This window comes from Spirulina subsalsa FACHB-351 (genome assembly GCF_026130165.1).
Taxonomy (GTDB): Bacteria; Cyanobacteriota; Cyanobacteriia; order Cyanobacteriales; family Spirulinaceae; genus Spirulina_A; species Spirulina_A subsalsa_A.
The window spans coordinates 22,962-35,519 of sequence record NZ_JAIHOM010000050.1; the positions used below are offsets into that span (position 1 = coordinate 22,962).

7 protein-coding genes are annotated in these 12,558 nt (G+C 48.8%); 3 read left to right on the forward strand and 4 right to left on the reverse strand.

Annotation, left to right across the window (positions count from 1 at the left end):
• Window positions 1-430: 430 nt before the first annotated feature.
• Window positions 431-2,098 (reverse strand): L-aspartate oxidase, encoded by a 1,668-nt coding sequence (gene nadB / locus K4A83_RS11735; protein WP_265264741.1) that lies wholly within the window; start codon window positions 2,096-2,098, stop codon window positions 431-433.
• Window positions 2,099-2,216: 118 nt separating this feature from the next.
• The gene (gene psbU, locus K4A83_RS11740; protein WP_265264742.1) at window positions 2,217-2,630 is read right to left on the reverse strand and encodes a photosystem II complex extrinsic protein PsbU; all 414 of its coding nucleotides are present in this window, start codon (window positions 2,628-2,630) and stop codon (window positions 2,217-2,219) included.
• A 667-nt stretch (window positions 2,631-3,297) separates the two neighbouring features.
• Here psbU and K4A83_RS11745 point away from each other — a divergent pair.
• Entirely contained in the window at window positions 3,298-3,933 is a 636-nt protein-coding gene (locus tag K4A83_RS11745) for a peroxiredoxin (RefSeq protein WP_265264743.1), read from the forward strand.
• Window positions 3,934-3,989: 56 nt separating this feature from the next.
• Here K4A83_RS11745 and K4A83_RS11750 read toward each other — a convergent pair whose 3' ends face one another.
• Window positions 3,990-6,248, reverse strand: coding sequence for a WD40 repeat domain-containing protein (locus K4A83_RS11750; protein ID WP_265264744.1), 2,259 nt, complete (start codon window positions 6,246-6,248; stop codon window positions 3,990-3,992).
• A gap of 181 nt (window positions 6,249-6,429) precedes the next feature.
• On the opposite strand from K4A83_RS11750, the gene K4A83_RS11755 reads away from it, so the two are divergent.
• Window positions 6,430-8,028, forward strand: a complete 1,599-nt coding sequence (locus K4A83_RS11755; RefSeq protein WP_265264745.1) for a gamma-glutamyltransferase family protein — start codon at window positions 6,430-6,432, stop codon at window positions 8,026-8,028.
• A 140-nt stretch (window positions 8,029-8,168) separates the two neighbouring features.
• Here K4A83_RS11755 and K4A83_RS11760 read toward each other — a convergent pair whose 3' ends face one another.
• Window positions 8,169-9,557: a hypothetical protein gene (locus K4A83_RS11760; RefSeq protein ID WP_265264746.1), complete on the reverse strand. Its 1,389-nt coding sequence runs from the start codon at window positions 9,555-9,557 to the stop codon at window positions 8,169-8,171.
• Between the two features lie 373 nt (window positions 9,558-9,930).
• Here K4A83_RS11760 and K4A83_RS11765 point away from each other — a divergent pair, with 373 nt between their 5' ends.
• Entirely contained in the window at window positions 9,931-11,952 is a 2,022-nt protein-coding gene (locus tag K4A83_RS11765) for an adenylate/guanylate cyclase domain-containing protein (RefSeq protein ID WP_265264747.1), read from the forward strand.
• Window positions 11,953-12,558: the final 606 nt, after the last annotated feature.

Consider the following 12,558-nt stretch of genomic DNA (forward strand, 5'->3'; position numbering starts at 1 on the left):
TTCTAATGAAATCATGGGGGTAGAAAACAAAATCACTCTCGGGAGGGTTAACCCAGATGTCTTGTTTTCTAATGTCTTGTTTTCTAATGTCTTGTTTTCTAATACAGTCTCGGAGAATAGCTGGAGTGGTTTGGGTCTGAATGATTCGAGTCTATTGGTTTCTTGGTCTAATTCCCATCAGCAGAAAGGGGGCGGTTTTGAACCCCCAGACCGAGGAGGGCCAGATAATTCAGAAGGGTCTGGAACACGCTACCAGATCGATTCTTAAGGGTTAACTCTTAGGATTAGACCGTTGAAGAATGGGGATCAGATTTGGGGTATTGTTGATGTACTCTAAGACTTAAGTTAAAACTATAGAATTGATAAGCGTTACTTTTAAATCGCTGTTTTTATTCAAAAGTTCGTTGCCATTTTAAGGTTCACTCACCTATCAGGTTGCACAGGGTTCTGTGTGCCAGTTTTCTGACAAGATCATGGTGTGAACTTGCCAAGCTTCTGAAGGATGTGGGAAATCGCTGCGGAAATGTCCCCCTCTACTTTCAGTCCGAAACAAGGCACTTTGGAGAATTAAATAGGCTAAGTCCAGCAGGTTTAGGGTTTCTGTGAAAGTACGGATAACCGTATCCGTGTTTTCACTAATTGCCGGAAGGAAATGATCGGGGTTTAGCTGTTGGAGGGTTTGCGCTAACGGTAGGGTAAGGATGGAGGAGCGCCAAGCTTGGACTTGTGCGATCGCCTCAGTTAACACTTCTTGATGGCGAGAAATGCCTGCACTGTGCCACATCAAGCGTTGTAGCTCCCCTTGCAAGGCTTGTAATTCCCCCAATTCCGGCATCTCAGACAGGGTTAAGGGTTGACGGGGGGAGGCAAAGGGGGCGGGAGGGGGCGAGAGTTCCAACTTGGCCAACTGTCCCGCATAAACCAAACATTCCAATAGAGAATTACTCGCCAAACGGTTAGCCCCGTGAACTCCTGTACTGGCCGTTTCCCCAATGGCATAGAGGCCTGAAATCGTGGTGCGGTTCATTAAATCCGTGGCGACTCCTCCCATCCAATAATGGGCAGCCGGAGTTACGGGAATAGGTTCCTTAAATAAATCAATCCCCCACCGTTGACAGACCCGAATAATATTAGGAAATCGGTACTGTAAACGGTCTACCGGAATGGGGGATAAATCCAGATAAACATGAGCCTGAGCGGGATCGGGGCTAGTTTTGGCTAAATGATTAAAAATCGCCCGACTGACCACATCCCGGGGCGCTAATTCCCCTTGGGGGTGATAGTCAAAAGCAAAGCGTCGCCCGGCCTCGTCGATTAAATGAGCGCCTTCCCCCCGCACCGCTTCACTAATGAGAAAGTGGGGGGCGCCGGGTTTGGTCAGGGCGGTGGGGTGGAATTGGAAAAACTCCAGATCCCGCAATTTGGCCCCTACCCGCCAAGCGAGTGCTACCCCATCCCCTGTGCTAACGGTGGGGTTGGTGGTTTGGGCGAACACTTGACCGCCCCCCCCTGTAGCGAGGACTACGGCCGAGGCTTTTAACCAATGGAGTTGGCCTTGATACCAGATGGCCAATCCCTCACAGTGGCGCTGGTCATTCAGCCAGAGTTTGAGGGCGAAGGCCTGGGCAAATACTTGAATATTGGGGCAGGCGAGGACTTTTTCCCCTAATGTACTGACAATGGCGCGTCCGGTGGTGTCGGCGGCGTGGAGGACGCGGGGGCGGGAGTGGGCTGCTTCTAAGGTCATGGCTAATTTGTCCGCTTTACGGTCAAAGGCTACGCCTAAATCGACTAAACGGGCGATCGCCTCGGCCGCATTTTCCACCAAAAACTCGACGGCCGGAACATCACACAATCCCGCCCCGGCTTTGAGGGTGTCCTCCACATGGAGGGCCGTGGAATCCTTGGGATCAATGGCCGCCGCAATTCCCCCCTGGGCCCAATCACTGGCCCCGACTTGTAGGGTTGATTTGGTGATTAAACCCACCCGATAATGGGAGGGGAGACAGAGGGCGGCGTATAAACCGGCCGCACCACTACCGACGACTAACACATCAAACTGGGCGGGAAGGGGGGCATGGTCAGAAGATGGGGTCATTTGCCTGAAAAAATGAATTTCAAATAGAATAACCCACTCCTTGGGGAGTGGGTTATGGAAAATCTGGCTCACCGGGAGGGCGTGGCGGATGAATCGTTACCGAGTCCCTCCAAGAATTTTAGTAGTATCCGTTATTAAAGCGATCGCCCCCTTCAACGAACACATCCACCGGATCTAACACAGTGAAGTTCTCTAAATTCGCTTGTAAACGCTCTTTTTGCCCTTCAGACAGGCCGGGAATGTTCAGCACATCTTCCACCTTTTGGTAGGGTGCATTTTCCACAATTTTAGAGGCTAAGGAGGGATAAAACCCTTTTAATTTACGGAATGCCCGCACGTTGGTGTTATTGAGATCAATTTTTTTGCCGAATTCAGTTTGTAGCATGGCATCGGCTGGGTTTTGGTATTCTGCCAACAGCATCGTCGAAGAGGTCAGATTTAAACCTCCGGCGATCGCCTGTTGTTGTCCCAGAAAACCGCAAAATCCTAATACTAAAGCAATTACAGCAATTACACTCGCCAATTTTTTCATTGAATTAAAGTCCTCCTAAACCGTTGCTCATCATTATTTATCGCTTGAATCCCACCCCACCCCCATGATTGAGATTGAATGGGAAAACCACAGTACAATCAGGCACTGTACTTTGTTTTGACCTTCCCCGATCTGAACGCTCAGGGACACTCAGTTCTACAGAAGTTTAGTCATCAGGGCAATTATACAGGTTTAGATACACTGCTTTGACTGCCCTGCTGCCACAGCCCTCCATGGGTCTGGCTATCCTAGCTCCCCAGCTTGAGGAGTCAGGTTCTCAGAATGACTTGATCTGGTTAACTTTTATTTCCGATTTTCTCATTCTATCAGGGATGGGCAAACCCGGAAGACCTTCAAAGAACAAGATAACTGGGGAATTCCCTATTTGCCCCTTAACCCTTCCGAGAGTGTTCATTCTCAGATCAGGTAATAATAATTCACAAAAACCCGATGGGAATACCGTAGTTTTATGGGATGATGTGAAAAATAAGCCCCAAGGCTAAAACTGGGGGTGTTGTCCAGCTAAACTTTCGCCAACCGGGGCGAGAATCCCGCCGTCGGGAGGGATAAACCCTTCTAATTAAGACATCGCCACCTCGCGTAGCAGGTGAAAGAGTATTCAATTGCACCCCATAGCAAGTGTATTCATACAGGAGAATTCGTAAATATGGCATTACAACTCGGTGATACTGTCCCCAACTTCACGCAAGCTTCCAGTGAAGGGGAAATTTCCTTTTATGACTGGGCCGGAGATAGTTGGGTGGTGTTATTTTCCCACCCAGCCGACTATACCCCCGTTTGCACCACGGAATTAGGGGAAGTGGCTAAACTGAAACCAGAATTTGAGAAACGCAACGCTAAGGTCATTGCTTTGAGTATTGATGACGCGGACTCTCATCAAGGGTGGATTGGGGATATTAACGAAACCCAAAACACCACGGTGAACTATCCCATTTTGGCGGATGTGGATAAAAAGGTGTCTGAACTCTATGGGATGATTCACCCCAGCATTAGTTCTAATATTACGGTGCGCAGTGTTTTCATTATTGACCCCAGCAAGAAATTACGGCTGACGATTACTTATCCCCCTAGCACCGGACGCAACTTTGATGAGATTCTGCGGGTGATTGATTCGTTGCAATTAACCGATAATTATCAAGTGGCGACCCCTGTAAACTGGAAAGATGGGGATGATTGCGTAGTGGTGCCTTCTATCCCAACGGACGAAGCGAAACAAAAATTCCCGAAAGGGGTGAATGAGATTAAACCCTATTTACGCATGACCCCTCAACCCAATCGTTAAGATTGGAGGCAGGATGAGAATTAGAGCGATGGTACTGACCATCGCTCTTTTTGACTCTATCGGACCGAATCCTTGCGTTTTTCCCATACCTTAACGGTGCCATCTTGACTGGCGCTGACCAACTGCTGACCATCGGCAGAAAAGGCGATCGCATTGACTCGATTTTCATGACCCGCCAACAGCGCCACCTTCTCCCCTGTGGTGGTATCCCAGAAGGTAATGGTTTTGTGGGTGGTGGCACTGGCAAGTAGGGACTCGGAGGGGTGCCAGGCGAGACTGTAGACTTGATTGAGTAAGCGAATACTGTTCAATTCCTGTTGAGGGGGAACCGTCCAGAGGCGAATTTTGCGATCGCTGCCCCCACTGGCTAAAGTCCGGCCATCGGGACTAAACACCAAACTATGTAAGGTTCCCCCCACCGCTTGACTACTTAATTTTTCCCCCGTTTGCACCTCCCAACTTTTCAGGGTGCCGTCACTGCTCCCACTAACTAAAGTTTGACCATCGGGAGAAAAGGCGATCGCATAAACCCGATCCCAATGACCCTTTAACGTCCGTAACTCTCGCCCCGTCCCCACATCCCAGAGTTTCACCGTCTTATCATAACTACAGCTAGCAATGGTTTGACCGTGAGGACTAAAAAGAACCTGACTCACCCCATGAAAATGTCCCTCAAAAGTGTGCAGAAGTTTCCCCGTATTCACATCCCACAACTTTAGGGAATTATCCGCACTGCCACTGACTAAACGGCCGCCATCGGGACTAAAAGCCAGACAAAACACCTCATCCCGGTGTCCCATAAACATCCGTCGGGGATTCAAACTTTCCCGATCCCATAATTTAATGCCATAATCTGCGTCAGGAGAGGCGATAAACGACCCACTCAGGGCAACAGTGCGCACCTGTTCCAACTCACTGGGTAACGTCTCCACACAATGCCAAACCTCTAACAAAGCCGCCTCTTTTTCCGGATTGAGACGAGAAGCGGCAAAGCGACCAAAAGCATCCCGTAAGGTACTGCCAAACCCCACCAAATTATCCCCCAGACCGCGCACCCCTTCAGTCAACTCTCGCCCCAACTCTTCTAAATCCGGGACTTCCGGGGGAGTTGGTTCTGATTCTAGCTCCGATTCCACGGGCGGTTCCTCCTCCTCCATCAGGGGAGTCTCAACATCCTCCTCCGCTACCGGGGGAGTCGGGGGAGATTGTAACTCTGCCTCCGCGTCAGCCTCTCGGAGAAGAATCGCCTCCCGTAAACTCGCCAATTCTTCCAGCACCGGGGGATCGAGCAGAGGTTTGATTTGACCTTGTACCCCTTGCAACGCCCCTCTGAGGTCGCTAATTTCGCGCTCTAAGGGGCTTAAATCCACCCGAGAAGGGGCGGAAAGGGTTTCCCCTTGCCATTGCTTAAATTGACGGTCTAACGCCTCTAATTGCGTCAAAATGGCGTTAGCTTGAGCCTCATCGGTTCCCAAGGCAGACACCGAGAGACTGTTTAGCTGTTGATGGAGTTGGCTAATTTCCCCATTGACCCTATCTAGGCGCTCTTGCAAAGTATTCAACAGACCTTGACGGTGAGTCATGGCCTCCCATTGGCCGTGGAGTTGGGTCAATTTCTCTTCAATGGGAGTCAATTGTTCCTGCACAAATTGACTCGAAATTTGCTGCTGTGCCAGAGTCCTTAATTGCCCTTGAAGCGGAGAGAGTTCCTCTTGTATCGCCGCCACCCGTTGGGAGGTTTGCTGACTCACCTCCGTTAAAGTCATAGCTAATTCCCGTTGTTGCTCTTGTAGGGCAGGCAACTGTTCCCGCAAGGGGCGTAACTCATCCCAGACCGAGTTAAACTGTTCCCGCAGGGCGGGTAATTCTCCCACCACTCCATCTAAAACCTGTTGAATCGCCCCCCATTTTTCCTCACTGGATTGAGATAACCCTTGCGCTTGGGTTTCGAGGGTCTGATATTGGGTTTCAAGTTGATGATATTGTGCTGTAATCGGTTCAAACTTAGCTTGTATTGCCAGTAATAGCTGCTGTAACTCCTCCAATTGTCCTGTAATGCGGGGTTCAATTTGTGCCGTCGATTCCACCAGTTGACCTTGTTGTTGCGTCAATTCCACCAACTGGGTTTCAATGGGTAAAAGGCGCGCCACTTGTGCCGCAAGACGTTGACGATTGAGGGTATTTAGTCCCAATGTCACCGTTAAAGGAGCGGCCGCATAGATGGCCTGTTGTGTCACTACTGTGGCCACAGTCCCCGATAGGGAGGCCACGATGCCGACATACTCGGTAATTTCTAGCCAGTGACGTTTACTCATATACTCCTCTCTATTGCCCGATATACAACATCAGTTTAACGGTTTCTTAGTCGTCTGCCCTAACAGTAAACTGTTATTATCAATCAGAGGGGGTGAGCATCACCAACCAACCTTTTAATGAGATTTTCCTTGTCTTGTTCTCCGGAAAAGTCCATCAACAGGACAAAAAGCCCTAGATAGCATGATAAATTCCTTGGACTTGTCCCATTCTCCCTACTCTGCTGCCCGTTATGTGATGATGGGGAAACGGGGCGCAGTAGCTACCAGTCAGCATTTAGCGAGTTTAGCGGGGGTGGAAATGCTGCTCGCTGGGGGTAATGCCGTAGATGCGGCCCTTGCCATGGCGATCGCTCTCACCGTCGTTGAACCCACCTCAAACGGTATTGGTTCCGATGCTTTCGCCCTCGTCTGGGACGGCCAACTTCACGGCATTAACGGCTCAGGCAAAAGCCCCAAAGCCTTAAACTTAAACCATTTCGACCCCTTGGGTAACATCCCCGAATTCGGTTGGCTCTCGGTCACGGTACCCGGGGCTGTGGCCGCTTGGTACGATATCTGGCACCGTTGGGGAACCCTCGCCTTTGCCCATCTCTTTGAACCCGCTATCCGTTACGCGGAGGAAGGGTTTCCCGTTTCCCCTATTACAGCCCAAGCGTGGCAACGGGCCGAAAAACAGTATCTCCCCCTCCAAGGCCGGGAATTCCAAACCTTTAAACAGGTCTTTTTCCCCCAAAACCGTGCGCCTAAAGCGGGGGAAATGTGGGGCAGTGATGCCCATGCCTACAGCCTGAAAGGGATTGCTAAACATGGGGGCGAAAATTTCTATCGCGGGGAAACGGGGGAACAAATCGCCCACTATGCCAATGATACCGGGGGACTTCTGAGCTTTGATGATTTAGCCGAACACCATTCGGAATGGGTGAATCCCATCCACAGCGACTATCACGGCCTCTCCGTGTGGGAATTGCCCCCCAATACCCAAGGCATCGCCGCTTTACTCGCCCTCAATATCCTCGAAGGTTTTGATTTAGCCCAGTATCCTCGGGAGTCGGTGGAGAGTTACCACCTACAAATTGAGGCGATGAAACTGGCTTTTGCCGATGTTTACCGCCACGTTGGGGATCCGCGCTATATGTCGGTGACGGTGGAGGAATTGCTCTCTAAATCCTATGCCGAGAGTCGCCGTCAAGTGATTCAAGATCATGCCCTCCCCGTAGCGGATCCCGGTTTGCCGAAAGGGGGGACGGTGTATCTCTGCGCGGCGGATGGAGAACTGATGATCTCTATGATTCAATCTAATTTTAACGGCTTTGGCAGTGGGATTTTAGTCCCAGATACGGGAATCGCGCTCCATAATCGAGGATCGGCTTTTACTCTCACTCCCGGACACCCGAATCAAGTGGCTCCCCAGAAACGCCCTTTCCACACGATTATTCCGGGCTTTTTGACCCAAGGGGATCAACCGTTAGGGCCTTTTGGGGTGATGGGGGCGCAAATGCAGCCTCAAGGTCATGTACAGTTGGTGGTTAATCTGCGGGATTATGGGATGAATCCCCAAACGGCGTTAAATGCCCCGCGCTGGCGGTTTTTACGAGATAATCATGTGGTGATTGAGTCGGGGGTGAGTGCTGAGATTGCCAGTGGTTTGCAAAAACGGGGGCATCAAGTGGCGGTGACGGGGTTTCATCATTTCGGCAAGGGTCAGATGATTTTACGGCACAATGGCTCACTGGTGGCGGGTTCTGAACCTCGGGCTGATGGCTGTGCGATCGCCTATTAACTTAATTAGGGCTTGCTGAAATCAGGTTCGTAGTTGCGCTTTAGCGCCTAATCGGGAGCAGGGGAGCGGGGGAGAGGGGAAGTCGGGAAAATGCCATTGTATTGAGCAGAATTGCCCATCCTTCTATACCGTGGGGTAGTTCACCCGAGATCATCATCCTCAAAATGATCCCCTTCTAAAATGGCATCCCGATGACGCTTGAGGGTGCGCTGGATTTTCTGGATGAGGAAGGTGGAATCGGGGTTTTGGGGAATGGTGCCTAAATCGGAGAGGCTGATTTCGGTGTGGGCAATTTTTTGCGCTAAGGTTTGCGCCCCTTCGGTGTAACTAGCGAGTAACATTTCTCCCGAATCGGGCAAATCGGAAATCTCCGTGGCTAAGTCATCGGGTGCAAAGGTACTCGGATCCACTCCGGCCTCAATCACCAGCATTTCTAGGTCTTCTAAGGCTTGTTGCGCTCGTTGGATCTTCTTAATGAGCGATCGCGCTGATTTTAACCCCGTTTGGGCTGAAGTGGTTAAACTCGACAACTTTTCCGTAAAGGCACTGGCCACCCGGTTCATTTCCCGACTGGCTTCTAGGCTATGATTGACCATATTGCCAATCTCATTGGTAATTTGACTGAAGCGGGAAATTTCCGTATCCGACTGATTCGCCACAATGGCCGCCTGTACCGACAAATACCACACCTGCTCACTAATACGTTTAATTAAATGAGAGGTGGTGTAAATCTTATCGAGTTCCTCACTTAACAATCGCCCAATCTCGACAATATCATTGGTATTTTCCACAATCAGATTAATCCCCGCAAAGGTTCCCCCAAAGGCCGCCTTTCCTTCCTGTGTCGCCCTCGCACTCATCTGGAGTAAATGTTGATTCAGATGGGAGACATCTTGTAACGCTTGTTCTAACTCCGCCTGTTTAGCCGCTAGTTGTTGATGTTCTGCGATCGCCCCCTGTTGACTCTCCAGCAGTTGGCTAATTTTTTTCACCTTCTGTTCCTGTTGTTCCAACTTTTCCGACGAACGTTTGAGGGCTAAACGGTGCTGACTCGCCTCATGGATAGAATTCTGGGTAATCTCCGAATGGGCCCGCACCAGCGTTTGAAATTCCAGTAAAAAATGATTCCCTAAATCCGGATTTACGGCATCCCGCGAGGTAATAATTAACGGTTCATACACATTATCCGCCGTCCGTTCCAGCGCCTTCACCAGCGCCCGAGTAATCTTCTCCTCCTCCGGAAACAACAAAAAACTTTTCTGCGGCTGACTAATACTTAAAAACACCTCAATGGGGCGTTCTAAAAAAATATCTGGCCCATAGGGAGAACTCATCCACTCATTAAACTTTCGTCGGGAAATCATCCCCAACAGTTTCCCCTCATTAGCAATAATCACACCCGGTAGCCAAGGCTCTTGATGAAATTGTTGCGCGACAAATTGCCCAAGAGTATTGGGACTCACCTGGAAAAAATGTAAGGGTAGATCCCCCAGTGTTGAACGGGAAGTCAACCGAGTGGGCTTACTCATCAGACTTTAATTTTATTGTGCCTCAGCCATATCTCTACAGTTTAATGGGAGTTTGTCGGTTGTCTACGAATCTTTGCAAGAATTTTAGCCAACCCCTTCAGGTTAGCCCCTTAAGTTCTCTCCCCTCCTCACTACAATTGATACATTAGCCAACCATCGGGGCATCGAACCCCCGTCGGTTGGCTTGAGGGAGTCCATGTATCCCCGCCCTAAAACATTACTCGTCTGGACGACTCCCTCGTTTTTGAGGACGGGGTTTTATCGCTCCCTCAAACTCCCTCTTTCTGATAACCTAGCAGTAACCCAAGTTTTGCCTTGTGTCTGGCTCAATCTTGTTTACCACTCCACCCGCAACAAGGGACGGCTTTAGTTTATGAAATTACTGCCCCCGATGACTTTCCTGCGATTCCTCTTGCTCGTCCTCGCAGTATTGTTCATCTTTCTGAGTTTCAGCCAAACCAACCACCTTGACAAGGCCGCTCCCACCCCCACCCCCCTCAGTACAGGTTGGCTTTATCGATGGGGAAACTCCCCCAACACCCCAGAAAACCTTCCCCTCTGGGTGCTAGAACCTCCCCAAAAGGATTGGACTCCCCTCCCCCTCCCCCAGCAGTTACAACCTCCCCCCCACACCCAAACCCTTTGGTTAGCGGTTTCCCTTCCCCCCGGAGATTGGTCTTTCCCCAGCTTATATTTTCAGAATATCCCCCATCTGCTTCATGCCTATTTCCAGGGTCAATTAATCTATAGTTATGACGAGTTCGCCCCCACAGGAGAATTAAGCCCCAATGAGGGTAAATTTCCCCTTGTTTTTTTACCTCCAGATTTTGCGACGGAAACTCTCTATCTTCAAGTTCATGTTCCAGGTAAAAGTATTACTTTAGGCTATGATACCTTACTCAAAATTGGCAACTCTGACCAATTATTTAAAGCGTTAATTCTAAAGGATAGCATTCAATTAACCCTCGGTCTGCTCTTTATCTTCTGCGGTCTATTTCCGCTTATTTTCGCTCTCTTTACCTCCACAAAAAGCTATTATATTTCTTTCGGCTGGTTTGTTTTACTCCTTGGCATCTACACCATCACCCCTACCCACACCATTCGTTTAATCTTTAATTATAGCATTTTTTGGACTTATATTCACCACACGGCTTTTCATCTTATCCCCCCCAGTTTGTGCCTCTTTTTTGAACATATTTTTGGTCAACGTCGCTATGGCATTGTTCGGCGTTTATGGCAAATTCATTTAAGTTATGCCCCCATTGCCTTGATTTTCGGCTCATTAGGATTTTGGGAACTGGCCGCCCACCCAACGCAGTTTTTAGGGGTTACGAGTGCTTTGATTTTACTGTTGCTTGTTGTGAGAACTGCCCTCAACGGCAATCAAGAAGCGAGAATCTTTGCCCTGGGTTTTATTGTATTGATGGTGGTGATGATTTATGACATTATCACCTATGTTTTCTTTAAACCTTTAAGCGCACATTTTCAGCTTTATTATTGGGGAATGTTGTTCTTTATTGGCTGTGTTGCTTACTTATTAGAACGGCGGTTTATTGAGGCTCAAAAACGCTTAAAAGCTTACAATTTAGCGTTAAAACGGTTTGTCCCCCATGAGTTTTTGAATTTTCTCCAACGAGAGAGTATTATCTATGTAGGTTTGGGGGATCAGGTACAGGAAGATATGACGGTTTTATTTGCGGATATTCGTTCCTTTACCAGTATTTCTGAAAGTATGTCCCCCCAGAAAAATATTGAATTTTTAAATGCTTATCTCAGTTATGTGAGTCCGGTTATTCGACACAATGGGGGATTTATTGATAAATACATTGGGGATGCGGTGATGGCTTTATTTCCCCGTAATGCGAATCATGCTTTAAAGGCGGCTATTGAGATGCAGTTTCAAGTGGAAGAATTTAATAAAATGGGTCATGACAAAGGGTATCCGAGGGTTAATATCGGGATTGGTTTGCATCGGGGAAATTTGATGTTAGGGACGATTGGGGAACAGGAACGCTTACAAACGACGGTGATTGCTGATGCGGTGAATTTAGCCTCTCGTTTGGAAGAGTCTACGAAACAGTTTGGGGCGAAAGTGATTGTCAGTGAAAGTACGTTGTTGGGGTTGGAGGAGTGCGATCGCTACTTAACCCGTTATTTGGGTCAAATTACCGTCAAAGGCAAGAAGAACGCCGTGCGGATTTATGAGGTGTACAATTGTGATTCCCCATCGTTGCAGGCGAAAAAGACGGCAATGAGAGGGGAATTTGAGCAGGCGATCGCATTTTTTGATCAAGGCCAATATATTCAAGCCTATGCTATGTTCCAGCAACTAATCGCCCAATGTCCCGAGGATCTGGTTCTCCACCGTTGTCTACAGCGTTGTGGGCTGATGTGAGCATTTACGCTCAATCCATAGAGTTTGGTGAATCAGTAACAGGGCAACCTACTCAAAATTAGCCCCAGGAAATCGAAGCACGAGTCACCAGCTTGGAAATCGAACTCACTCAAATTCAATAAGTCTTAGCCACCGTCACCTCCCCAGAACAACTGCATTGAGTTGTCCTAAAATGGAGACTGAACCTTAAGAAGCGAGAAGTCGGCAATGGGTACTATCGATAATTCCCCCATCCAGGATACAGAATCAGCTTAATGATTCACTCAAACAACTCTCTCCTGAGCGCTTACGGGTGCTGGCTGATTTTGCAGCTTATTTGGCTAATGCTGAAAGCAAGACGGCAACCCAAGAACTATTAGAAATTCCTGGATTGCTAGAGCGAGTTAAGCAAAATCAAGCCACTCCCAAGAAGCAGTACAGGAGTTGGAGAACCCTTCGTTCTGATGTATGAAGTTCTCCTCCATCCTGATGCCCAAAAAGTTTACCAAAAACCCTGGGTCTAAAGCCCCGTCCTTCTAGGACGGCTTTTTCTTAATCGTAATACAATTAAGAGAATCACTTGCATTTCGTAAGATGCTCATTCTTTCCTATCAATACAAGTTGCGT